General features: G+C 68.0%; 19 protein-coding genes. 3 read left to right on the top strand and 16 right to left on the bottom strand.

The features are described 5' to 3' along the window. Positions 1-188 precede the first annotated feature (188 nt). The 3 genes from rpsD to aspS all read right to left on the bottom strand — a co-directional run bounded on the left by rpsD (position 189) and on the right by aspS (position 4,595). Positions 189-788, bottom strand: a complete 600-nt coding sequence (gene rpsD, locus DFO65_RS11735) for a 30S ribosomal protein S4 (RefSeq protein ID WP_181778714.1) — start codon at positions 786-788, stop codon at positions 189-191. Between the two features lie 245 nt (positions 789-1,033). Beyond that, positions 1,034-2,752 carry an AAA family ATPase gene (locus tag DFO65_RS11730; protein ID WP_113904614.1) on the bottom strand — a complete coding sequence of 573 codons (1,719 nt, stop codon included), beginning with the start codon at positions 2,750-2,752 and terminating at the stop codon, positions 1,034-1,036. Positions 2,753-2,813: 61 nt separating this feature from the next. Further along, positions 2,814-4,595: an aspartate--tRNA ligase gene (gene aspS, locus DFO65_RS11725; protein WP_113904613.1), complete on the bottom strand. Its 1,782-nt coding sequence runs from the start codon at positions 4,593-4,595 to the stop codon at positions 2,814-2,816. A 136-nt stretch (positions 4,596-4,731) separates the two neighbouring features. Here aspS and DFO65_RS11720 point away from each other — a divergent pair, with 136 nt between their 5' ends. After that, complete coding sequence (locus tag DFO65_RS11720) at positions 4,732-5,079, top strand: ArsR/SmtB family transcription factor (RefSeq protein WP_113904612.1); 348 nt, start codon at positions 4,732-4,734, stop codon at positions 5,077-5,079. 94 nt (positions 5,080-5,173) lie between these two features. Here the strand turns inward: DFO65_RS11720 and hisS are convergent, their stop codons facing one another. Together hisS and DFO65_RS11710 are read right to left on the bottom strand one after the other, a co-directional pair. After that, positions 5,174-6,508: a histidine--tRNA ligase gene (gene hisS, locus DFO65_RS11715; RefSeq protein WP_113904611.1), complete on the bottom strand. Its 1,335-nt coding sequence runs from the start codon at positions 6,506-6,508 to the stop codon at positions 5,174-5,176. 125 nt (positions 6,509-6,633) lie between these two features. Next, positions 6,634-7,278 (bottom strand): MBL fold metallo-hydrolase, encoded by a 645-nt coding sequence (locus DFO65_RS11710; protein ID WP_113904610.1) that lies wholly within the window; start codon positions 7,276-7,278, stop codon positions 6,634-6,636. Positions 7,279-7,393: 115 nt separating this feature from the next. Between DFO65_RS11710 and DFO65_RS11705 the strand changes: the two genes are divergently transcribed. Next, positions 7,394-8,746, top strand: a complete 1,353-nt coding sequence (locus tag DFO65_RS11705) for a DUF349 domain-containing protein (protein WP_113904609.1) — start codon at positions 7,394-7,396, stop codon at positions 8,744-8,746. Between the two features lie 105 nt (positions 8,747-8,851). Further along, positions 8,852-9,424 (top strand): hypothetical protein, encoded by a 573-nt coding sequence (locus DFO65_RS11700; protein WP_245940667.1) that lies wholly within the window; start codon positions 8,852-8,854, stop codon positions 9,422-9,424. Positions 9,425-9,593: 169 nt separating this feature from the next. On the opposite strand, the gene DFO65_RS11695 is transcribed toward DFO65_RS11700, so the two are convergent. The 11 genes from DFO65_RS11695 to pgsA form a co-directional block, all read right to left on the bottom strand. Further along, positions 9,594-11,906 (bottom strand): RelA/SpoT family protein, encoded by a 2,313-nt coding sequence (locus DFO65_RS11695; RefSeq protein WP_113904608.1) that lies wholly within the window; start codon positions 11,904-11,906, stop codon positions 9,594-9,596. A gap of 19 nt (positions 11,907-11,925) precedes the next feature. Next, positions 11,926-12,942, bottom strand: a complete 1,017-nt coding sequence (gene secF / locus DFO65_RS11690) for a protein translocase subunit SecF (RefSeq protein ID WP_113904607.1) — start codon at positions 12,940-12,942, stop codon at positions 11,926-11,928. Continuing rightward, on the bottom strand, positions 12,939-15,005 hold the full coding sequence (gene secD, locus DFO65_RS11685) for a protein translocase subunit SecD (protein ID WP_245940665.1): 2,067 nt from the start codon (positions 15,003-15,005) through the stop codon (positions 12,939-12,941). Before secD ends, secF begins: the two co-directional genes overlap by 4 nt. A gap of 90 nt (positions 15,006-15,095) precedes the next feature. Next, positions 15,096-15,704 carry a preprotein translocase subunit YajC gene (gene yajC, locus DFO65_RS11680; RefSeq protein WP_245940663.1) on the bottom strand — a complete coding sequence of 203 codons (609 nt, stop codon included), beginning with the start codon at positions 15,702-15,704 and terminating at the stop codon, positions 15,096-15,098. A gap of 80 nt (positions 15,705-15,784) precedes the next feature. Continuing rightward, positions 15,785-16,828, bottom strand: coding sequence for a Holliday junction branch migration DNA helicase RuvB (gene ruvB / locus DFO65_RS11675; RefSeq protein ID WP_113904675.1), 1,044 nt, complete (start codon positions 16,826-16,828; stop codon positions 15,785-15,787). Positions 16,829-16,899: 71 nt separating this feature from the next. Then, positions 16,900-17,499, bottom strand: a complete 600-nt coding sequence (gene ruvA / locus DFO65_RS11670) for a Holliday junction branch migration protein RuvA (protein WP_181778709.1) — start codon at positions 17,497-17,499, stop codon at positions 16,900-16,902. 271 nt (positions 17,500-17,770) lie between these two features. After that, positions 17,771-19,804: an HNH endonuclease signature motif containing protein gene (locus DFO65_RS11665; protein WP_181778708.1), complete on the bottom strand. Its 2,034-nt coding sequence runs from the start codon at positions 19,802-19,804 to the stop codon at positions 17,771-17,773. An 820-nt stretch (positions 19,805-20,624) separates the two neighbouring features. Then, the gene (ruvC, locus tag DFO65_RS11660) at positions 20,625-21,221 is read right to left on the bottom strand and encodes a crossover junction endodeoxyribonuclease RuvC (protein ID WP_113904602.1); all 597 of its coding nucleotides are present in this window, start codon (positions 21,219-21,221) and stop codon (positions 20,625-20,627) included. Continuing rightward, positions 21,221-21,973, bottom strand: coding sequence for a YebC/PmpR family DNA-binding transcriptional regulator (locus DFO65_RS11655; RefSeq protein WP_113904601.1), 753 nt, complete (start codon positions 21,971-21,973; stop codon positions 21,221-21,223). Before DFO65_RS11655 ends, ruvC begins: the two co-directional genes overlap by 1 nt. A 241-nt stretch (positions 21,974-22,214) precedes the next feature. Beyond that, a complete protein-coding gene (locus tag DFO65_RS11650) occupies positions 22,215-22,694 on the bottom strand; it encodes an NUDIX hydrolase (RefSeq protein WP_113904600.1) in 480 nt (159 codons plus the stop codon). Then, positions 22,681-23,301: a phosphatidylinositol phosphate synthase gene (pgsA, locus tag DFO65_RS11645; RefSeq protein WP_113904599.1), complete on the bottom strand. Its 621-nt coding sequence runs from the start codon at positions 23,299-23,301 to the stop codon at positions 22,681-22,683. Before pgsA ends, DFO65_RS11650 begins: the two co-directional genes overlap by 14 nt. Positions 23,302-23,305: the final 4 nt, after the last annotated feature.

Below are 23,305 nucleotides of genomic sequence, written 5' to 3'. Positions count from 1 at the left end.
CAAGGCCTTTCGAATGGTGCGTGCACTCCGGTGGGGAGTGTCTCGTCGGTGCACGTCAGGGCTGACTGAGGTGCATGTCAGGGAACAGTTTAGTGGGTCATGCTCATAATGCGAGGTGACCGGCGGCTCGGCCGTGAATGCACGACTGCCCGGAACGAAGCCGTTCCGGGCAGTGCGGTGCGGGTCGATCAGCGCGAGTAGTGCTCGACGACCAGCTGGACGTCACAGGTCACGGGGACTTCGCTGCGCTTGGGGCGGCGGAGCAGAGTGGCCTGCAGACCTTCGAGGTTGACGTTGAGGTATCCCGGAACGGCGGGGAGGACGTCCTTGTGACCACCGGCAGCGGCGATCTGGAACGGCTCGGTCGCCGCGCTCTTCTCATGCACCTGGATCGTCTGACCCTCCTTGACGCGGAAGGACGGACGGTCGACGCGCTGGCCGTCGACGGTGATGTGACGGTGCACGACGAACTGACGGGCCTGGGCGATGGTCCGGGCGAAGCCGGAGCGCAGGACCAGGGCGTCGAGACGCATCTCGAGGAGTTCGACGAGGTTCTCACCGGTCAGACCTTCAAGGCGCTTGGCCTCCTTGTAGGTCTTGAGCATCTGGGCCTCGCGGATGCCGTACTGGGCGCGCAGGCGCTGCTTCTCCTTGAGGCGGACCGAGTAGTCGCTGTCGTTGCGGCGACGGGCGCGGCCGTGCTCGCCCGGAGGGTAGGGACGACGCTCGAAGTACTTCTCCGCCTTCGGGGTCAGCGGCATGCCGAGTGCGCGCGAGAGGCGCGCCATCCGGCGGTTACGTGCTGGTGCTGGCACTGTGAAACCTTTCATTCATCTGGATCGTTCCGACCGGCCTGAGGTTCTCGCCCGTGCCGGAACCGTTGTTTCTCCGGTTGAGAAAGAGGGATTGAGCGTCGAGATCCGCTCGCACCGACCGCCTTTAAGGTGCAGGCACAACAGCTATTCATCTTAGCTCACGGGACTCCCCGACACCAAGCCGGACACCGGGGCACTCGCAGCAGCGGGCGTCGGCGTCAGTCCTCGCTCGAGCGGAGGATCCGCTGCAGGGTCTCGAGTCGCTCCTGCAGCGTGCGCTCGAGGCCGTTGCCCGTCGGCGCGTAGTACCGCCTCCCGGTCAGGGTCTCCGGCAGGTAGTCCTGCGGTGCGACCCCGTGCGGGTGGTCATGGGAGTACTTGTAGCCCCGCCCGTGCCCGAGTTCCTTCGCGCCCGGATAGTGGGCGTCGCGCAGGTGGAGGGGAACCTGACCGGCGAGCCCGTTGCGCACATCGGCGATCGCGGCGTCGAGGGCGCGGTAGGACGCGTTCGACTTCGGGGCCAGGGCGAGGTAGGTCACCGCCTCGGCGAGGGGGATGCGGCCCTCGGGCATGCCGATGTTGGCAACCGCCGTGGACGCGGCGACGGCGATGGTGAGCGCCTGCGGGTCGGCCATGCCGATGTCCTCGGCGGCGGAGATGACGATGCGGCGTGCGATGAACCGGGGATCCTCACCTGCGACGATCATCCGGGCGAGGTAATGGAGTGCGGCGTCGACGTCGGAGCCGCGGATCGACTTGATGAACGCCGAGATGACGTCGTAGTGCTGATCGCCGTTCCGGTCGTAGCGGAGAACGGTCTCACTGCTCGCCTCGGCGCAGGCCGCCTCGGTGATGAGGATCGGCGCGTCCTCGGCGTCGGCCTTCTCGGGCCAATCTGCCCCGGCATCCGTGCCGTCGTCAGTTTTCGCACCATCGTCCGATTCCGCAGCGTCGCCCCGTTCCGTACCGTCGTGAGTTTTCGCGCCGTCGACAGACTCCGTGTCGTCGCCCGACGCGCCGTCGCCAGGTTCCTTGCCGTCGCCAGGTTCCGTGCTGTCGCCGGTCTCCGCGGCGGCATCGTCACCGGTCCTCTCGGGCCCGTCCGCCTCGGGGCGCACGGCGTCGTCTGCGCTTTCGGTGCCTTCGGCCCTCGCGGCATCCGCGCCCTCGGCGTCGTCCGCGAACTTCGCCTGCGCCGCGGCGATCCCGGCGGCGGCCTCGAGGATCGTCAGCGACCGCCGGGCGTCGGCACCGGCGATCCGCACGATGAAGTCCTTGGCCGCGGGCTCGAGGGCGAACTGCCCGGCCAGCCCCCGTTCGCTGGCGATCGCCCGGTCGAGCAGCTTCGCGATCGCGGTGTCGTCGAGCGGTCGGAGGGTGAGCAGGAGGGAGCGGGAGAGCAGCGGTGAGATCACCGAGAACGACGGATTCTCGGTCGTGGCCGCGACGAGGACGACGAGGCGGTTCTCCACCGCCGGCAGGAGGGCGTCCTGCTGCGCCTTGGAGAACCGGTGGATCTCGTCGAGGAACAGCACCGTGGTGCGACCGTACATCTCGCGTTCGCGCCGGGCGTTCTCGATCACCTGCCGCACGTCCTTGACCCCGGCGGTGATCGCCGAGAGCTCGACGAACGTGCGGCCGGGGGCATGGGAGATGACGTGCGCGAGCGTCGTCTTCCCCACCCCGGGCGGACCCCAGAGGATCACCGAGGAGGCCCCCGCGCGATCGCCGCCGCTCGCCTCGACGAGCTGGACGAGCGGAGAGCCGGGGAAGGTCAGGTGCTCCTGACCGACCACCTCGGCGATGGTGCGCGGACGCATCCGCACCGCCAGGGGATCGAGCGCACGACCCTGCCCTCCGGGCCCCGTCACGGACGGGCCGGCGCTCGGACCCGGCGCGTCGCCGCCGGCCGAGAAGAGATCGGGACCCTCGGTCATCGACTGCCCTCGGCCATGTCCTCAATCATCGTCTGCTCCGCATGCTCCCCTGCGCCACCGGCTACTCGGCGGCGTCGTCCTCCGGTTCGGCGTCAACTCCGGCCTCAGCGCGCTGTGCGGCCGTGATCGGGGCCGGGGCCTGGGTCAGCGGGTCGAATCCAGCACCGGTCTTCGGGAAGGCGATGACCTCACGGATCGAGTCGACGCCCGCGAGCAGGGCGACGATGCGATCCCAGCCGAAGGCGATGCCGCCGTGCGGAGGCGCTCCGAACTTGAATGCCTCGAGGAGGAATCCGAACTTCTCGGCCGCCTCGTGGTCGGAGATGCCCATGATCCGGAACACCCGCTCCTGGACGTCCTTGCGGTGGATGCGGATCGACCCGCCGCCGATCTCGTTGCCGTTGCAGACGATGTCGTAGGCATAGGCCAGCGCCGCCCCGGGGTCCTCCTCGAGCGTGTCGAGGAACTCCGGTTTCGGCGCGGTGAAGGCGTGGTGGACGGCGGTCCACTGTCCCGCACCGACGGCGACGTCGCCCGAGGCGACCGCCTCGGCGGCGGATTCGAACAGGGGCGCGTCGACGACCCATACGAAGGCCCAGTCGCCGTCCTTGATCAGCCCGGTCCGCTCCGCGAACTCACGGCGCGCGGCGCCGAGCAGCGCCCGCGAGCTCGCGGCGTCGCCGGCGGCGAAGAAGATCGCGTCCCCGGGGTTCGCGCCCGCGGCCTCGACGAGCCCGGCCTTCTCGGCCTCGGAGATGTTCTTGGCCACGGGGCCGGTCAGGGTGCCGTCCTCGCCGACGAGGACGTAGGCCAGGCCCTTCGCGCCGCGCTGCTTGGCCCAGTCCTGCCAGCCGTCGAGCTGACGCCTCGGCAGCGAGCCGCCGCCGGGATAGACGACGGAGCCGACGTAGGCGGACTGGAACACCCGGAACGGGGTGTCGGCGAAGAACTCGGTGAGGTTGTGCAGCTCGAGGCCGAAGCGCAGGTCGGGCTTGTCGCTGCCGTACCTCTCCATCGCCTCGTGGTAGGTGATGTGCGGGATCGGGGTCTCGATGTCGTGGCCGATGAGCTTCCACAGGGCGACGAGGATCTCCTCGGCCAGGGCGATGACGTCCTCCTGCTCGACGAACGAGGCCTCGATGTCGAGCTGGGTGAACTCCGGCTGGCGGTCGGCGCGGAAGTCCTCGTCGCGGTAGCAGCGCGCGATCTGGTAGTAGCGCTCCATGCCGGCGACCTGGAGGAGCTGCTTGAACAGCTGCGGCGACTGCGGCAGCGCGTACCAGGAACCCGGCTGCAGGCGGGCGGGGACGAGGAAGTCGCGCGCACCCTCCGGCGTCGACCGGGTCAGCGTCGGGGTCTCGATCTCGACGAAGTCGTGCTCGTCGAGCACGCGGCGAGCCGCCTTGTTCACCGCCGAGCGCAGGCGCATCGTGTGCGCGGGACCCGACCGGCGCAGGTCGAGGTAGCGATAGCGCAGGCGGGTCTCCTCGCCGACGGTGCCCGCGTCCTCGGCATGATCGGAGACCTGGAAGGGCAGGGCCGAGGATTCGCTGAGGATCTCCACGGTCGTGTCGACGACCTCGATCTCACCGGTGGGCAGGTTGGGGTTGGCGTTGCCCTCGGGACGCACGGAGACGGTTCCGGTGACCTTGACGACCGTCTCGTTGCGCAGCGCGTTGGCGTCGTCCTCGCGCACCACCACCTGGACGATTCCCGAAGCATCGCGCAGATCGATGAAGGCGACACCCCCATGATCGCGCCGACGGTCGACCCAGCCGGAGAGGGTGACGGTTTGTCCTGCATGGGATGCTCGCAGGCTTCCGGATTCGTGGCTTCGCAGCACGGAGGGCTCCTTTACGATGTCTTATAGCGCCTCGTCAATACTAGTCGGTCGGCTGCGCCGATCGGACATCCCCGGGGCGGGCGCGGATGGCTCGGCGGGAGCCGGTGACCACTGACGAGCGAAGGGAGACGAGCACATGGGTGTCGAAGATCTCAGTTCGGAGCACCCCTCGGCTCCCACCTCGGCGCAGGTCGAGGTCGCGGCGGAGACGTTCCGCATGCTGGCGTCGAGCACCCGTCTCCGGCTCGTCTGGACCCTCGTCAACCAGGAGCTCGACGTCTCCTCCCTCGCCGAGGCGATCGGGGCGGCCGTGCCCACCGTCAGTCAGCATCTGGCGAAGATGCGCTTGGCGGGCCTCATCTCCTCGCGGCGGGACGGTCGGCGGATCTTCTACACCGTCGACGACCCGCATGTCGTGTCGATGGTCCGCGAGATCTTCGAGCACATCGCCCCGGACGGTTCACTCGCCCCCGACCCGGTCTGAGCCCAGCCCCTCCCCGCAAATGTGACCCGAACGCACTGATGTGACGTGGCGCCACATCACATCAGTGCGTTCGGGTCGATTCAGCGGCGGGGGGTCAGGCGCGGTAGACGCGCGGGCGGCGGTCGGCGTCGGCGGGCTCCCAGGTCGCGGGGTCGGCCGGCGTCTGCTCGCCGCTGCGGATGTCCTTGATCTCGTGGCCGCCCTCACCGTCGGTGAACCAGACGAACGGGATCTCGCGGCGTTCGGCGTAGCGGATCTGCTTGCCGAACTTCGCCGCGCTCGGGGACACCTCGCAGGCGATGTCGCGGGCGCGCAGCGCGGTGGCCACGGCGTCCGCGTCGGCGCGCCGGTCCTCGTCGGCGACCGCGATGACGACGACGGACGGGGTACCGCGGGTGGCGGTGATCCCGGTCGCGGGGTCGAGGATGTGGGCCATGAGCCGTGAGACGCCGATCGACATCCCGACTCCCGGGTAGTTCTTCCTCCCCACCGTGGCCAGGGAGTCATAGCGTCCCCCCGAGGCGACGGATCCGAGCTCCTCGTGGCCGATGAGCTGGGTCTCGTACACGGCGCCCGTGTAGTAGTCGAGGCCGCGGGCGATCTTCAGCTGGGCGACGATGACACCCGGGGCACGGTCGTTGGCCGCGGTGAGCATCGTCGTCAGGGACTCGAGGCCCTCCTCGAGGAGGGGGTGCTCGACGCCGAGGGCACGCACCTCGGCGGCGAATTCCGGCGAGTCCGATTCGATGGCCGCGAGCCGCAGGCACAGGTCCTGCTGCTCCTCGTTCGCTCCCGCCTCGACGCCGAGCAGGCGGGCGACCTCCGCGGGGCCGACCTTGTCGTACTTGTCGAGGCAGCGGAGCACCGCCTGGACGTTGTCGAGGCCGATGCCGCGGGCGAATCCCTCGAGGAGCCGACGGTCGTTGACGACGATCCTGATGCCGGGCACGCCGAGGGGCTCCAGCCGGGAGAAGGCGTCGGCGACGGCGAGCGGGATCTCGACCTCGAAGTGGCCGGGCAGGTCGGTGTCGGCGATGACGTCGATGTCGGCCTGGATGAACTCGCGGTACCGACCCTGCTGGGGCCGCTCACCGCGCCACACCGGCTGGATGCGGGTGGCCTTGAATGGGAAGGCGAGCTCGGAGGCGTTGTCGGCGACGTAGCGGGCCAGCGGCACGGTGAGGTCGAAGTGCAGGCCCAGGGGGTTGCGTTCGGCGCCCTCGGAGTGGAGGCGCGAGAGGGCGAAGATCTCCTTGTCGATCTCCCCGTCCTTGGCCAGCTGGCTCAGCGGCTCGACCGCGCGGTGGTGGATGGAGGAGAAGCCGTGGAGGGCGAAGGTGTGCTCGAGGGTGTCGATGATCGACCGCTCGATCACTCGCTGGGCCGGAAGCCGTTCCGGGAATCCGGACAGGCGGGCTGACTTCGCCATTGTTCTCCTAGTCGCTGCTGGTTGGGTTCATGTCGTCGGGCCCGGTGCGGACCCGTTCGGTCCCGCTGCGTCCGCACGGGCCCGAGGAGTCCCGAGCGGCGTGCCCGGGGCCGGCTCGTGCCGTGTCAGAGGAACGGGTTCGTCGCGATCTCGTGGCCGACGCGCGAACCGGGACCGTGTCCAGGATAGATGGGAACGTCGGGCAGCGTCGTGAACGATCGCAGGGTGTCCGCCATCGCCTCGGCGTCACCGCCGGGCAGGTCGACCCGGCCCATCGCCCCGGCGAAGACGACGTCGCCGGTGAAGATGACCTCCTCGTCGCCGTCGCGCACCCGCAGCAGCATGGATCCCTCCGTGTGACCGGGGGCGGCGACCGCGGTCACCGTGAGTCCGGCGACGGTGACGACCTGACCGTCGACGAGGCCCTCGACCGCCGGGGCGGCCCAATCGCGCACGAGAGGCTCGAGCAGGGGCGCGAACTGGGGGCTCAGCGTCTCAGCGGGCGAGTCGAGGCGGTAGAGGTCGGGCGCGCCGAGGTGGACCGGGACGTCCCAGTGCGCGAGCACATCGGGCAGGCCGAGGATGTGGTCGGGATGCCCGTGGGTGAGGAACACCGCCGCGGGCTCGAGCCGTTCCTCCTCGGCGATGCGCGCCAGGCCGGGCGCGCAGTCGGCGCCGGCGTCGATGAGCAGGCACCGACTGCTGCCCTCGGCGCGCACGGCGTAGCAGTTGACGTCGAGGAACTGCGCCTGGGTCACGAATACATCCATGGGCAGAGTCTATCGAGAGCCCTGCGGATCGTTATGCTGGGATAACGTCAATATCGAGTGATCGGCAGAGAACGGATTCCCTGCCGGTTCGACCGATGGAAACAAGGTGAGAATCATGTCGACCCCGACACCGAAGCCCGTCCCCCGCCCCTCGTCCCTCCCCCGCCCGCAGGCGGCCGCGACGGTGACGGCGACGACGGTGGATCACGATGCCGAAGTCCGCCGAGCGATGGCTCATGGCCGCGCCGATGCCGACGGCAGCGTCTTCGTGATCACCGCCGAGGGCGAGAGGCCCGTGGGACAGTACCCGGACGCCGGTGCCGACGAGGCGCTCGAGTACTTCGCGAAGAAGTACGTCGAACTCGTGGAGAACGCGGCTCACCTGCGCAACCGCCTCTCGGCGGGTGCTCCGGGCCGCGATGTCGCGGCCGCCGCGAAGACCCTGCAGGAGACCCTCCCCGAGGCGAACGTCGTCGGTGACCTCCGGGGCCTGTCGGCGACGCTCGACACCCTGATCTCCGACGCCGAGGCGACCGAGGCCAAGCAGGCCGCCCGGGCCGAGGCCGCGAAGCTCGCGGCCGCCGAGGAGCGCGAGGAGCTCGTCGTCGAGGCCGAGTCCCTCGCCCGCCGCGATCCGGAGAGGATCCAGTGGAAGCAGTCGGGAGCCAGGATGCGGGAGCTCTTCGATCTGTGGAAGGAGAAGCAGCGGTCGGGACCGCGCCTGCCCCGGTCCGTCGACCAGGAGCTCTGGGGCCGCTTCTCCAAGGCGCGGACGACCTTCGAGCAGAAGCGCAAGGAGCACTTCGCCCAGCTCGACAAGCTCAACTCCGAGGGCAAGCGGATCAAGGAGAGGATCGTCGCCGAGGCGGAGGCCCTGTCCGGCTCGACCGACTTCCGCCACGTGTCCACCCAGTTCAAGGACCTCATGGCCCAGTGGAAGCGCGCACCTCGTGCCTCCCGGAAGGACGACGACGCCCTGTGGGCCCGCTTCCGCGCGGCGCAGGACGTCTTCTTCGCCGCTCGCGACGCGGAGAACGCCGCGATCGACGAGGAGTACCGGGGCAACCTCGAGGTCAAGGAAGCTCTGCTCAAGCGGGCGCAGGCGCTGCTGCCGATCACCGATCCGGCGGCGGCGAAGCGCGAGCTGCGGGCCATCCAGGACGACTGGGAGGAGGCCGGCAAGGTGCCGCGCGCCGACGTCTCCCGGATGGAGAACGGTCTCCGGGAGGTCGAGCGCGCCCTGGCCGAGGCCGAGGAGGAGGCCTGGAGGCGCAGCAATCCCGAGACGAAGGCGCGGACCTCCGGGGCTCTGAGCCAGCTCGACGAGTCGATCACCGAACTCGAGCAGAAGCTCGAGACGGCCAGGGCCGGAGGCGACGAGAAGGCCATCGCCGAGGCGCAGTCCGCACTCGACGCCCGGCGGGCCTGGCGGGATCAGTTGGCCCGGACCGCGGCCGAGCTCGGCTGAGAATCGGGGGCTCCTGTCCACAGGCGGCGACGGACGAGTGACCTGTTGTCCACAGGCCGCCGGCCGGCCCTTGAACACGGGTGAGCACCACGCGATAGTTGCTCCATGGACGCTCTGTTTCATCTCCGTGACCACGGGTACGAGCATCTCACCGAGCTGACGATGGACGGGCTGCTCAGCCGGCTCACGGAGACCACCTGGGTGCGCACGGGTGCCGTGCTCGGCCCGGAGGACCGGGTCGAGGCGCTGCGCTCCCAGGTCCCGCCTCGGCTCGTCCTCTCGCACTCGACCGCGTGGTGGATCCACACCGGCCTCGGCCGGGCGCCGAGCCCGCTGACGTTCATCACCGTCCCGCGCCGCCGCTTCGTCGAGGACATCGACGCCGTCGTCCATGAGCTGCGGCTGAGCCGCGACGACTTCACGGTGATCGGCGGACTGGGCGTGACGACCGAGGAGCGCACCCTCTTCGATCTGCTGCTTCCGTTCGCCCGGTCGCGGACCGCGACCGCCGACCGGGATCGCTCGACGCTCTCGATCTCCGCGGTCAGGCACCTCGTCGAGGAGATGCCGGTGCCGGCCCGCCGGCGCTTCTCCCTCTATCTCGAGGGGATCTCGCGGCGTCCGTACGTCGGCCACGTCCGGGACATCTTCCACCAGGTGTGCGCCGGCCTCGGATGAGCGCCTCGCGTCCCGAGCAGCGGGCGGGGCCGCGGCGGCGAGACGACGGTCGCCTCATCGGCCGCGAACCGAGTGCCGCGAACCGACTGCCGCGAATCGATGATCGAATCGACGGCGGCGAGACGCCGGCTGCGGATCGACGGTCGAGAGCACGGCAGCGACCGCGGGCTCAGCCGCCGGAGATGCGGTAGACGTCGAAGACGCCCTCGACCTTGCGCACCGCCGAGAGCACGGTGCCCAGATGGCTCGCGTCGCTCATCTCGAAGACGAACTTCGACTGGGCCACCCGCGCGCGGGACGTCGCCACGGAGGCGGACAGGATGTTGACGTGCGTGTCGGTGAGCGTCTTCGTGATGTCGGAGAGCAGCCCCGCACGGTCGAGGGCCTCGACCTGGATCTGGACGAGGTAGACGCCACTCGTCTTGTCGCCCCAGGACACGTCGACGAGGCGCTCGGGCTCCCGCTGGAGGGAGGCGACGTTGGGACAGTCGACGCGATGGACCGAGACGCCCGAGCCGCGCGTGACGAAGCCGATGATCTCGTCACCGGGCACCGGTGTGCAGCAGCGGGCGAGCTTGACGAGGACGTCGTCGACGCCCTTGACGATGACGCCTTCGGACGAGGAGAGGTGCCCCGAGGATCGACCCGTGCGATTGCGCGGTGCCGGTGGCAGGACGGAGGCCTCGTCGTCCTCACCGACCTCCTTGGCGAGCAGATCGGTGACATGCGCGGCCGAGACCGAGCCGTTGCCGATCGCCGCGTAGAGTGCGGAGACGTCGGCCAGGCGCAGGTCGCTCGCGACGGCTTGGAGCGCCTCCTGACTCATCAGCGCATTCGCCGAGAGGCTGTGCCTGCGCATCGCTCGGGCCAGCTGCTCGCGCCCGCTCTCGATCGCCTCCTCCCGGCGCTCCTTCGAGAACCACTGGCGGATCTTGCTCCGAGCCCGCGGGCTCTTGACGAAGCCGAGCCAATCACGGCTGGGGCCCGCGTTCTCGTCCTTCGAGGTGAACACCTCGACGGAATCGCCGTTCTTCAGCTCCGTGTCGAGAGCGACGAGACGACCGTTGACCCGGGCGCCCATCGTCTTGTGCCCCACCTCGGTGTGCACGGCGTAGGCGAAGTCGACGGGAGTGGCCCCGGCCGGCAGGCTCATGACATCGCCCTTGGGCGTGAAGACGTAGACCTCCTTCGAGTTCACCTCGTAGCGGAGGCTGTCGAGGAACTCGTCGGGATCGCTGACCTCGCGCTGCCATTCGAGGAGCTGGCGCAGCCACGCGGCGTCGTCGACCTCTCCGGCGTCGGAGACCTTGACCGAACGGGCGGTGTTCGACGTCACCGCCTTCGACGACGCCGTCTTCGAGGAGGCGCCCCGGTCCTTGTACTTCCAGTGCGCGGCGACACCGAACTCGGCGCGCCGGTCCATCTCGTGGGTGCGGATCTGGATCTCGACGGGTTTGCCGCCCGGACCGATGACCGTGGTGTGGAGGCTCTGGTACATGTTGTACTTCGGCATCGCGATGTAGTCCTTGAACCGCCCGGGGACGGGACTCCACCGGGAGTGGACGATGCCGAGGGTGGCATAGCATTCGCGGACGGTCTCGACGAGCACGCGGACGCCGACGAGATCGTAGATGTCGGCGAACTCGTGCCCGCGCACGACCATCTTCTGGTAGATCGAGTAGTAGTGCTTGGGCCTGCCGGTGATGGAGGACTCGATGCCGGACTCGGTGAGCTCGTTCTGCAGCTCGGTCGACACCGTCGAGAGGTACTTCTCGCGCTCCGGCGCGCGGTCGGCGACGAGGCGGACCACCTCGTCGTAGACCTTGGGGTGGAGGACCTGGAACGAGAGGTCCTCGAGCTCCCACTTGATCGTGTTCATGCCCAGCCGGTGGGCCAGGGGCGCATAGATCTCGAGGGTCTCGCGGGCCTTCTTCGCGCTCGAGGAGGCGGGGACGAAACGCCACGTGCGGGCGTTGTGGAGGCGGTCGGCGAGCTTGATGACGAGGACCCGGATGTCCTTGGCCATCGCCACGATCATCTTGCGCACCGTCTCCGACTGCGCGGCCTGGCCATAGGTGAGCTTGTCGAGCTTGGTGACCCCGTCGACCATCCCGGCGACCTCGGCGCCGAACTCCTCCGTGAGCTGCTGAAGGGAGTACTCGGTGTCCTCGACGGTGTCGTGGAGCAGCGCCGCGGCGAGCGTGACCGGCAGCATGCCGATCTCGGCGAGGATCGTCGCCACCGCGACCGGGTGGGTGATGTACGGATCCCCGGACTTCCGCGTCTGACCGCGGTGCGCCGCCTCGGCGATCTTGTAGGCCCTGACCACGAGGTCGATGTCGGCCTTCGGGTGGTTGGTCTGCAGGGCCTGGATCATCGGACCGAGGACGCGGGGGTAGCCCGGGTTGTTCTGGGCCCTGGCCGCCCACCATGCCAGGCGGGAGATGCCTCGCGGACGGCGCGATTCGGCTGAAGAAGCCATGACATCCCCTCTCTTCTGCTCAGACCTCGGCGTGGATCACCGGTGGAACGTCGTCGACGCCGTTCTTCAAGCGTAGTTCACGCACGGCCTCCTCCTGTTCCCGCACCGCGGGTTCGTTGGCCCGGAGCAGGGCGTAGAGGGGGCTGGCGACGAACAGTGTCGATGCCGCTGCGACTATCGTACCGATGAACAGCGACAGCGAGATATCGACCAGGGTCCCGGCCCCGAGCATGAACACACCGATGAACAGGATCGACGCGATCGGGAGCACGGAGACGACAGAGGTGTTGATCGAGCGCACTGTCGTCTGGTTGATGCCGAGGTTGACGAGTTCGGAGAACTTGAGGTCCCGCTTGTCCTGGAACCGCGTCGTGTTCTCCCTGATCTTGTCGAAGACCACCACCGTGTCGTAGAGCGAGAAGCTGAGCACGGTGAGGAAGCCGATGACGGCCTCGGGGGTGACCTCGAAGCCGGTGACGGAGTAGATGCCCATCGTGACGATCATGACGACGAAGAGACCGACGATCGCGGCCAGGGACATCTTCCACGTGCGGAAGTAGAGGGCCATGACTACCATGGCGATCGCGACGAAGATGACGAGGGCACGGAGCATCTTCTCGGTGACGTCCTGACCCCACTCGGGGCCGACGAAGGTCGAGGTGACGTCCTCGGCCGGCACGTCGTAGCCGGCGATGAGGGCGTCGCGGACCTCCTGCATCTGCGGGTCGCTGAGCTGGTTCGTCTCGATCTTCACCGCGGTGTCGCTCGTCGGCGTCAGTCGCGGTTCGGAGTCGGGAGCGACCTCGGTGACGATGTCCTCGCCTCTGGCCGCCGAGGTGTCGCTGATGTTGTCGATCTGGAACTGGGAACCGCCGCGGAAGGCGATGCCGAGGTTGAACCCGGCGATGAGCGGGACCAGCAGCGACAGGAGCACGAGGGCTCCCGAGATGGTCAGCCAGAGCCTGGCCTTCCCGACGAACGGGATCGACGATTCACCGTTGTGGAGGCGATTGCCCCAGGCGAAGAACCTCTTCACTTGTCTGCCTCCTCAGTGTGCGCCGAATCCTCGGCGGCTCTCTTCGCCGCCGCTTTCCGCTCGGCGATCGACATGCCCGCAGCCGTTCCCACCACCGTCGCCCCGGTGCGACGACCGTGGCGATCCCGCGACTTCGCCGGCTCGGACCGTTCGGCCGCTGCGACGTCTCCTCCGGGCGCCTCGACGTCCATTCCCACCTTCCGCGCTCGCGCCTTCTCGCGGCGCTTCGTCTCCGGGCGCTTCTCGCCCTCGTCGAGATCGACGCCGAGGGCACCGCGGTAGGCGGCGGGTTTGACGCCGAGGAGGCGCGGGTCCATTCCGGACATCGGGTGGCCCTCGCCGAAGAACTTCGTCCGGGAGAGCACCTCGAGCATCGGGTGGGTGAACAGGAACACGACGAGGACGTCGATGATCACGGTCAGGCCCAGGGTGAACGCGAATCCGCGCACCGAGCCGACCGCGAGGATGTAGAGGATGACCGCGGCGAGCATGTTGACGGCCTTCGAGGCGTAGATCGTGCGCTTGGCCCGTTCCCAGCCGACCTCGACCGCCGAGAGGAGGCTCCTGCCGCTGCGCAGTTCGTCGCGGACGCGTTCGAAGTAGACGATGAACGAGTCGGCGGCCATGCCGATGCCGATGATGATGCCCGCGACGCCGGCCAGGGACAGTCGGTAGCCGTATCGCCACGAGGCGATGAGCAGCAGGAGGTAGGTGAGCACACCGGCGACGACGAGGCTCGAGACCGTGAGCAGGCCGAGCACCCGGTACTGCAGGAGCGAGTAGACGACGACGAGGAGGAGACCGACGACCCCGGTGAGCAGACCGATCATCAGGTAGTTCGACCCCAGGGTGGGTGAGATCTGCTGTTCGCTCTGCACCTCGAAGCTGAGCGGCAGCGAACCGTTCTTCAGCTGGTTGGCCAGGGTCTGCGCCTCGTCGAGGGTGAAGTTGCCCGAGATCTCCGCGTTGCCGTCGGTGATGACGGCGTTGGAGGTCGGTGCGGAGAGGACGAGTCCGTCGAGGACGATCGCGAACTGGTTGTAGGGCTGCTGCTTGCCGGTGATGTCCGAGGTGATCTGTTTGAAGATCTCACGGCCGGTCGCGTCGAACTCGATGTTGACGGCGGGGTTGTTCGTCTGCACCCCGTTGGCGCCGGCCGCGTAGCCGAAGTTCGCGTCGGCGAGGTGGTCGCCCGAGAGCTCGACGGGTCCGAGGATGAATTTCGACTGCCCGTCCTCCGCGCAGGAGACGACGGGCTCGTCGGCGGGCAGCGGCTGCCCGCCGGTCCGGTTGGCCGGATCGGTGCAGTCGAGCTCGGCGAACCGGGTCATGATCTCCTCGGTCTGCCACTTGTCCGTCTCGGTCTCGGGGTCGAAGAGGGGCCGCGGGGTCGAGTCGGTGACCTCGGCGGGCTTCTCGCCCTCGGACGGCTGCGCGCTCTCCGACGGCTGCGCCTCGGCGGGAGCCTGCTGCGCCTCCGCCGACGATGCGGCGGGATCGGTCACGCCTCCCCCGGCATTGACGACCTCGCCGCCGCCGGTCGGAGCCTCCTCGCCGGCCGGTGCCTCCTGGCCGGAGCCCTGGGCACCGGCGTCGGCCTGCCCGCCCGAGTCGCCGATGATCTCCTCGAGGCGCTTGCGCTCCTCCTCGCTGAGACCCTCGGCGGGATCGCCGCTCTGGCCTCCCCCGTTCTCCTGCTCCTGCACGATCTGCTCCTGGGAGCGGGGATCACCGACCAGCGCCACGCGCCGGAAGACGAGCTGGGCCGAGGAGCGGACCAGTTCGCGGGTCTCCTCGTCGGGGTTGCCGGGCAGATTCACCACGATGTTGCGGTCGCCCTGCGTGGTGATCTCGGCCTCGGAGACGCCCGTCGAGTCGACGCGCTGGCGGATGATCGCCACCGCTTGATCGAGCTGCTCCTTGCTGATGTCCGTGCCCTCCGACACCTGGGGCTCCAGGATGATCGACGTGCCGCCCTCGAGGTCGAGGGCGAGCTTAGGGCTGGTCGTGGCATCGGACCACACGACTCCGGCGGCGAGGACGCCGAAGAGCAGTGCTGTCACGATCGTCAGCCACAGGAAGCGCAAACCAGGGCGTGGCTTTTCTTCAATATCGGACACGGTTCAGCTTTCGATCGAGTGCGGTGAGGGGATTCAGTTCTTCTTGTCGGTTCCGGACGTGTCGGTGTCCGGTCCCTCCGAGTCGGTTCCCCGCGGGTCCGCGTCCGTGGCGTCCTTCGGTCCGGTCGTCGAATCGTCGACGGTGTCGTCGGCGCCGGCGGTCGTTCCTGCTCCGGCGGTGGTGTCCGTGTCGACGGCGTCGTCCGCTGAGTCGGTCCGTGCCTCGGCGGGGTCGACGGCGGACGCGCCGTTGACGCTGTCGGAATCGCCGGATTCGGCGCGCTTGCGTTCGATCATGGCGTCGAGCTCCGCGTCGGTGATCGCCGGAGCTTCGGTCGTGTCGCCGGGAGCGTCGGTGCCGGCGGCACCGGCGGCGGGATCCGCGGCGCCGGGGGTGTCGATCTGGCCGATCGCCTGGCGGTGGACCCTGAGGGTGGTGCCGGGACCGGATTCGATCGTCACCTGGTTGTTCTCCTCGTCGATCGCGACCACCGTGCCGAACACGCCGAAGGTCGTCATCACGGAGGCACCGGGGACGAGGTTGGTCTTGATCTGCTCCATGCGCGCCTTCTGCTTACGACGCGAATTGAACAAGAAGAAGATCAGCAACGCCGCAAGTGCGAGGGGGATCAGCAAATCCACAGATTTCTACCTTTCATAAGAATGAACCAGTGCACTAGCTTAGTTCGTCGCAGGGACCGAGGGCGAACCCGCGCACGGGGTCAGAACTCATAGTTCGCTGGGATCTGCATGCCCAAGTGCTTCCATGCCGCCGAGGTGGCGACCCGTCCGCGCGGCGTGCGGCTGATCAGTCCCTCCCTGACGAGGTACGGTTCGGACACCGTCTCGACGGTGTCGGCCTCCTCGCCGACGGACACGGACAGGGTGCCCAGTCCCACCGGTCCCCCGCCGAATCGCTGGCACAGCACCTTCAGGACGGCTCGATCGAGCCGGTCGAGGCCGAGGGCGTCGACCTCGTACACGGTCAGCGCCTTGAGCGCGGCGGCTTCGTCGATCACTCCGGTGCCGCGCACCTGAGCCCAGTCGCGGACTCGGCGGAGCAGGCGGTTGGCGATGCGCGGGGTGCCGCGGGAGCGGGTGGAGATCTCACGGAGGCCGTCGATGTCGGCCTCGATGCCGAGCATCCGCGCCGAGCGGATGAGGACGGTGAGGAGGTCGGAGCTCGAGTAGAAGTCGAGATGGCCGGTGAAGCCGAAGCGATCGCGCAGGGGTGCCGGCAGCAGTCCGGATCGCGTCGTCGCGCCGACCAGGGTGAAGGGAGGCAGATCGAGCGGGATCGCGGTGGCCCCCGGCCCCTTGCCGACGATGACGTCGACCCGGAAGTCCTCCATCGCGACGTAGAGCATCTCCTCGGCCGCGCGGGCCATCCGGTGGATCTCGTCGATGAAGAGGACTTCGCCCTCCTCGAGGGAGGACAGGATCGCGGCGAGGTCGCCGGCATGCTGGACAGCGGGCCCCGAGGTGACGCGCAGGCTCGTGCGCATCTCGTGGGCGATGATCATCGCCAGGGTCGTCTTGCCCAGGCCGGGAGGACCGGAGAGCAGCACATGATCGGGTGCCTTCCTCCGTGCCTTCGCCGCGTCGAGGACGAGCGAGAGCTGTTCGCGGACCTGCGGCTGGCCGATGAAGTCCTGCAGGCCCTTGGGCCGCAGAGCCGCCTCGGCGTCGCGTTCCGCGGATTCTGCCTGGCCGGAGACGAGACGCTCCTCCTCCGCTCCGGTCAGCCGCTGATCCCCGAAGTCCATCTCGTAGGACACCGGTCCTTCGCTGTCCATGACATCCTCCGTCCCGCCGAGGCGTCGGTGATCTGGTGAGGTCATTTCCTGGCGCCCAGTGCCTTGAGAGCGGCCTTGAGGATCGCCGAGGTGCCTGCGTCGGAGCCGATGTCAGCGGTCACCTCGCTCACCGCCTCGGCGGCCTGTGGCTCCTTCCAGCCGAGGCCGACGAGCGCATCGACGACCTGCTGATTGCCGCCGGCGGCGAAGGCCAGCTGCGGTCCCGGCGATGCCGCCGCCAGGGTCGGAAGCTTGTTCTCGAGTTCGAGGATGATCCGTGAGGCGCCCTTCTTGCCGATTCCGGGCACTCTGGTCAGCGCATTGGCATCCTGGTTCGAGATCGCCGCGGCCAGTTCGTCGGGCCCCATGACGGCGAGGATCGCCATCGCCAGTCGCGGTCCGATCCCGGAGATCGAGAGCAGTACCTCGAAGGTGTGGTTCTCCTCCTCGGTCGAGAAGCCGAACAGGGTCATCGAGTCCTCGCGGACGACGAGGGTGGTGACCAGTTCGATGTCGGCGCCGTGGCGAGTCCGCGAGAGCGTCTCCGGGGTCACATGGACTCTGCGCCCGACTCCGTAGGTGAGAACGACGAGGTGGTCAGCTGCGATGCGATGGACCGTACCGCGGAGGAGACTGATCACGGACTGCCTTTCAAGTGGGAACACGTGTACGAATCCAGGTTAGCAGGACGGCGCCTGCGCCTCGAGCCCGACATTCCGAGCCCGACCGACCTGACGTTCCGGGCCCCATACTCCGACGGTACCAGCCGCCGCGATCTCACCCGAGCGTCTCGCCGGCCCACGACGATCGACGACGTCCGCTGGAACGCCTGTTGCCTGCGGGAACGCCCGACGTCCGCGGGAAGCCCAGCACCCGCTGGAACGCCGGATGTCCGCGGGAAGCGCCTCGACATCAGTCGAACAGCGTCTCGATGATCTCCCGTGCGATGAATCGGGCATGGAGGATCGGCTTCCTGGCAGGGTCGATCGCGGCAGGCGGAACCCATGCGGGACGACCGTCCCTGAGCATCACCGTCTCCCAGTCGGTGCGGTCGAGCAGTCGATGGTGGGCGCCGCAGACGAGCATCATGTTGTTGACATTCGTCTTCCCTCCCTCTGACCACGGAACACAATGGTGGACATCGCACCAGCCCGGCGGAGTGTCGCACCCCGGGAACACGCATCCTTGGTCTCTGGCCGTGAGCACGGCGATCTGCTTGGCGTTGGCGAATCTCTTCTCCGTGGTGACCTGCACGGTCTTCGCGTGTTCGCTCATCAGATGGAAGAACACCGCTCCGTTGAGGCCCCCGCGCACCAGCTCCTCGATCGGCACCGGAGTTTCGATGCTGGTGGTGCCCGTGCCCTTCCGCTCTGCAAGATCGTCGGCCTTGGCCGTGACGACAAGCGCATAGGGTGCTCCTGCTGCCACCCGGGTCATGTCGATGCGCGAGACCAGAGTCGCGAAGCGTTCGTAGATGTGGGCCCTGACCGAACCCTGTTCTTCGCACAGATCGACGAGGCTCCCGTCCTCTCGGATTCCGACTCCGGCCGCTCCTTCGTCCGTTGTCCTCGAAACCATCGGCGCGTCAGACCGGTCACCGCTGAGGACGGCATCGAAGATCTCGAGCATCTCCTGGCCGGGCAGATCCGGGTTCCCCGATGCGTCGTCTCCATGGCTCGGCTCAACTGCCCGGTTCGTCGAATCCGTATCCCGATCACTGCCGCCTGAACCGTCGTCGTGCGTCGGGCCACCGGAGCCGGCGATGGCGCCCGCAGTGCGGTTGCCCTCGGTTCCGGCTTCTGCCGTGGCCGGAGCAGCACCGTTGGTTCCGTCAGTGGAGGACTGGATGCGGGAGGTGAGCAGCCCGTGGAGGACTCCCCCGGTGATGGCGTCCAAGCGTCCGGACAGGTCCCAGCTGCCGTTCCTGCGTGCCCTGAGTTTGACACAGTACGTCGACCGATCGTCCGGCTCTGTGGGTTCCTCGCCATCCGGGTCGATCTCGTCGAGCAACCGCTTGAAGATCACGCGCAGGTCCATCACCCGTACCCGCGGAGCGTGCTCGACCAGAATCCTCTCGACTTCTGCGCGCACGTCCGGACCCGCCTTCGCCGGGACCTTCTGGAGGCACTCCCCGATCACTGCGGCCTGACCGGCTGAGAGGACACCAGTGTGCAGTCCATCGGCCACCACCGGGCAGAGCGGCTCGATCGACTGGCCCGATTCGGTCACGCGGTTGCCGAGGTTCTTCGCCAGTTCGGTGCGCCGAGCGGCTTCGGCACCGGTGAGCTGGAGCCGATCCCGCACGAGGTCCTTCGTCGATTTGGCGCCGAGATCTGCCGGGGTGCCGCATCGCTCGAACACGGACAGTGCCACCGCCGACAGCCCCTCGAGGACCCGGGTGGCGGTTTCGATTCCGTCGATGACGAGCACCGCCTCGTCGGGACCCATGAGCCGCTCGAAGGTTCGCAGTCCGTCCTTGAGGCTCTCCAGTCTCTCGATGCTGGCCGTCAGCTCGGGAGCGAATCGTTCGAGGTCGCTCCACGATTCGGCGGAGAACAGCGGATGCGACGAGGCAGAGCTCGGACGGTCGTCCGCCGGAGCGACGGCCTCCCCAGCCGCGGTGGTCACCGCAGTCGCAGTGGCGCGCCGTTCGCGGGAACCGCCTGAGTCGGGACCGGGAATTCCGGCCTCGTCGACTGCCAGCGGTTCGGACGAACTCGCCGCCCGGGGTTCGGACGAACTCGCCGCCGGCAGTTCGGGCGATTCAGCTGCCGACGCGGCGTGCGAGTCGTCCACCGCAGCGGAGGGAGCGGTGACGCCGGTCTGCACGACGTGGGATCCACGCGATGTCTCCCCGGACTCGGCAACCGGCGCCTGGTCGTCATCACCGGGAACAGCCGGGAGAGCGGCGAAGCGGTCGCCGAGCGGGTGGTCTGTCAGATCCATCCCGGCGGCCTCGAGCTGCTCCCGCAGTGAGGAGTACGCGGTCGACGCTTCGCTCCCACCGACGTCGAGGGAAAGCGAAGAAGAGAACGGAGACGAAGAAGAGGAAGAGGAACCAGATGACGAATGGGAACCGTCCACCTCAGAGCGGGCCGCCGCGTCAGAACCTTGGCCGTCACGGCCCCTGCTCTGTCGCTTCCTGCTGTCCGGTGTGAGAGTCATCGTCTCTGTTCCGTTCGTCAACACCTGTGTTGCCGTCGTCTTAGTCCGATTATATTCGTGTCGAACTGCTCTGTCTACGTTTTTCTTCGAATGTTTTCATTCTTTGATGAAGTTCAGGGATGTTTACTTCCCTTCTCTTCTCTTCGGGGCCGGCGCCGACAATCCACTGCTCTGCTCCACCGCTGAGGGCCTCTCCCTGCTGAGAGCCTGCGAAGGATTGCGTGATTTCCTTGGATGTCTGTCGGTGCTTCTACGCTATCGCGAGCATCTGACACGAGACGACCATCGTGCTCACATCCGCCGACAGACACAGAGGCACCCGGCTTCACCAGGACACTCGGTTTCGTGCCCGGCTTCTCCAGGACGCTCGGTTTCGTCCCTGCCCCCACCGGAGCACGTCCCGCATCACCGCGGTGCGCCGCGCATCACCGTGGTGCGCCGCGATCTGCAGCCGCCGAGGCCCGCCCCACCGGAGTGCGCCCGGCTCACTCCCGGCTATGTGCCCCAGGCCGCCGAGGCGATCACAGCCCGGTCCGAGGCGCGCGCCGGCGAACACAGAAGAGGTCCCGAACCTCTCGGTCCGGGACCCCTGCGAGCAGTCCTACTTGGCCTGCCTGAGCGCTCTGGCCCACTGCTCCTGGGCCTTGGTCAGGCCGGAGCCCTGCCTGCCCCCACCCTTCCTCTCGGTGAGGTCCTTGACCGCCCCCGGCGTCGACTGCGCACTCATCACACCTCGCCACGAGTGGCAGATCGCGATCGCCAGCGCATCGGCGGCGTCGGCGGGCTTCGGCGGCGCGTCCAGTCCGAGGATCCTCGTCACCATGTTGGTCACCTGCTTCTTGTCGGCCCGACCGGATCCGGTGATCGCGGCCTTCACCTCCGACGGAGTGTGCATGGCGACGGGAATGCCTCGTCTGGCCGCCAGTCCCATGGTCAGCCCGGATACCTGAGCCGTGCCCATGATCGTCGAGACGTCGTTGCGCGCGAACACCCGCTCGATGGCGACGACATCGGGACGATGAGTGTCCAGCCAGGTGTCGAACGCCTCGGCGAGGCTGCCCAGTCGGAGATCGACGGAGTCGGCAGAGGGCGTGCGGAGCACGTCGACCGCGACGATCCTCGCCTTGCGTGCCGGCAGGGTGTCGATGACACCGAGCCCGCAGCGAGTCAGGCCCGGATCGACGCCGAGGATGCGCATCAGGCGTCGATCTCGGCCAGAACCTCGTCGCTGACGTCGGCGTTGGTGTACACGTTCTGGACCTCGTCGCTGTCCTCGAGGGCATCGATGAGGCGGAAGACCTTGACGGCCGTCTCCGCGTCGAGGCTGACCTCGAGGCCGGGAACGAACGACGCCTCGGCGGAGTCGTAGTCGATGCCGGCATCGACGAGGGCGGAGCGCACGGCAACGAGGTCGGTCGCCTCACAGATGACCTGGAAGGTGTCCCCCTCGTCCTTGACCTCTTCGGCTCCCGCATCGAGGGTCGCCTCGAGGATCGCGTCCTCGTCGGTGCCCTCGGCGGGGACGACGATGACGCCCTTGCGGTTGAAGTTGTACGACACGGAACCGGGATCGGCCATCGAACCGCCGTTGCGGGTGACCGCCACGCGGACCTCGGACGCGGCGCGATTGCGGTTGTCGGTGAGGCACTCGATGAGCAGGGCGACACCGCCGGCCGCGTAGCCTTCGTACATGATGGTCTCGTAGTTGACGCCGCCGCCGTCCAGGCCGCCTCCGCGTTTGACCGCTCGGGTGATGTTGTCGGCGGGAACGGAGTTCTTCTTCGCCTTCTGGATCGCGTCGAAGAGCGTCGGGTTGCCATCGGGATCAGGTCCACCGTTTCGGGCGGCAACCTCGATGTTCTTGATCAGCTTGGCGAAGAGTTTGCCGCGCTTGGCATCGATGGCAGCTTTCTTGTGCTTAGTCGTTGCCCATTTGGAATGACCTGACACTGGTGTTCCTTCCTATAGATGAAGCCCTTCGATTCTATACCTCGCCGGAACCCGCGCTCGAAGCGTCCGTGCAGGCATCAGCAGGGCCGGGCCCTGCCGCACCGGAGACGAGCCCTCCCAGCCCATGCCGCACTGGAGACGAGCCCTCCCAGCTCATGCCGCACTGGAGACGATTTCCCAGCCCCTGCGCCGCAATCCCCCGATCGAACGACCGCCAGGGCACGCTGCTCCCTCCAGCTGGTCAGTCGATGACGACGGGCACCTCGGGGACCGCGCCGGCCATCGCCATGTCCATGAGGCTGATGAGGTTCTTCGGGTAGATCGTCTCGGTGGTTCTCAGGAGCTCCTCACGCGACCACCAGCGGAACTCGAGCAGGCTGCGCTTCTCGATGTCGGTCCACACCGCGTCCTCGAGTTCGATGTCCTCACTGGTCCGGAACGCGAAATAGGTCTCGTGCTGGTGCAGCGACTTCTCCGTGAACTCGAAGATCTCGTCGCGGATGGCCAGGGGTCCGATGAGCTCGCCGGGCTCGCACTCGAGCCCGGTCTCCTCGGCGAGTTCACGGGCCGCCGTCTGTGCCGGGGTCTCGCCCATCTCCGAACCGCCGCCGCATGTCATCCACCACTGATGAGTGGGGGTGAGCAGGTCCTGCGCCCGGATCAGGAGAACCTCGTCGCGTTCATTGAGCAGAACGACCCGGGAGGCTTTACGAGGTTTCATGGTTCTCCAGGAGTTGACGACGTACTGAGGTGATCCGCTGCAGGATGGTGATGCAGCAGGCGAGCATGAGAACGGCAAGGGCGACCGACAGAACGATATCGGGAAGTCCGAGCCCGACCAAGCCGGTGACGACCAATGTGACCAGCAGACGATCGGCGCGTTCGGCGATCCCGCCGGAGGCGTGGACGCCCAATCCCTCGGCCCGGGCCCGCACGTAGGACACGAGGGAACCGGTGACCAGGCACCCGAGAGCGAGCAGCGCGGTGACGGGATCGTGGGCGCCGAGGAAGTACCACAGAGCGAGCCCGACGAACACCGCGGAGTCGGCGAGGCGATCGAGCGTCGAGTCGAGAAACGCTCCCCACCTGCTGTTGCGGCCGGATTCACGGGCCATGATCCCGTCGAGCATGTCGCCGAAGACGAACACGGTGATGACCAGGGTGCCGACGAACAGCTGACCGAGGGGATAGAAGATCAGAGCGCCCGCGCTCACACCGAGGGTGCCGATGATCGTCACGGCGTCGGGCGTCAGACCCAGGCGCAGCAGCAGCTGCGCCAGGGGCCGGAAGAGCCGCGTGAATGCGGCACGCGCAATCGAGTTGAGCATGGGG

Source organism: Brevibacterium sanguinis (assembly GCF_003315415.1).
In the GTDB taxonomy this organism is placed as follows: Bacteria; Actinomycetota; Actinomycetes; order Actinomycetales; family Brevibacteriaceae; genus Brevibacterium; species Brevibacterium celere_A.
This window is presented reverse-complemented; position numbering and strand designations above follow the sequence as displayed.

What these genes read in the sequence shown, in the direction of transcription:
- DFO65_RS11710 (WP_113904610.1), bottom strand. Translation starts at nt 7,278, where the DNA reads ATGGATGTATTCGTGACCCAGGCGCAGTTCCTCGACGTCAACTGCTAC.
- DFO65_RS11720 (WP_113904612.1), top strand. Translation starts at nt 4,732, where the DNA reads ATGGGTGTCGAAGATCTCAGTTCGGAGCACCCCTCGGCTCCCACCTCG.
- rpsD (WP_181778714.1), bottom strand. Translation starts at nt 788, where the DNA reads ATGGCGCGCCTCTCGCGCGCACTCGGCATGCCGCTGACCCCGAAGGCG.
- DFO65_RS11665 (WP_181778708.1), bottom strand. Translation starts at nt 19,804, where the DNA reads ATGGATCTGACAGACCACCCGCTCGGCGACCGCTTCGCCGCTCTCCCG.
- hisS (WP_113904611.1), bottom strand. Translation starts at nt 6,508, where the DNA reads ATGGCGAAGTCAGCCCGCCTGTCCGGATTCCCGGAACGGCTTCCGGCC.
- ruvB (WP_113904675.1), bottom strand. Translation starts at nt 16,828, where the DNA reads ATGGACTTCGGGGATCAGCGGCTGACCGGAGCGGAGGAGGAGCGTCTC.
- ruvC (WP_113904602.1), bottom strand. Translation starts at nt 21,221, where the DNA reads ATGCGCATCCTCGGCGTCGATCCGGGCCTGACTCGCTGCGGGCTCGGT.
- DFO65_RS11705 (WP_113904609.1), top strand. Translation starts at nt 7,394, where the DNA reads ATGTCGACCCCGACACCGAAGCCCGTCCCCCGCCCCTCGTCCCTCCCC.
- DFO65_RS11700 (WP_245940667.1), top strand. Translation starts at nt 8,852, where the DNA reads ATGGACGCTCTGTTTCATCTCCGTGACCACGGGTACGAGCATCTCACC.
- DFO65_RS11730 (WP_113904614.1), bottom strand. Translation starts at nt 2,752, where the DNA reads ATGACCGAGGGTCCCGATCTCTTCTCGGCCGGCGGCGACGCGCCGGGT.
- pgsA (WP_113904599.1), bottom strand. Translation starts at nt 23,301, where the DNA reads ATGCTCAACTCGATTGCGCGTGCCGCATTCACGCGGCTCTTCCGGCCC.
- DFO65_RS11650 (WP_113904600.1), bottom strand. Translation starts at nt 22,694, where the DNA reads ATGAAACCTCGTAAAGCCTCCCGGGTCGTTCTGCTCAATGAACGCGAC.
- DFO65_RS11695 (WP_113904608.1), bottom strand. Translation starts at nt 11,906, where the DNA reads ATGGCTTCTTCAGCCGAATCGCGCCGTCCGCGAGGCATCTCCCGCCTG.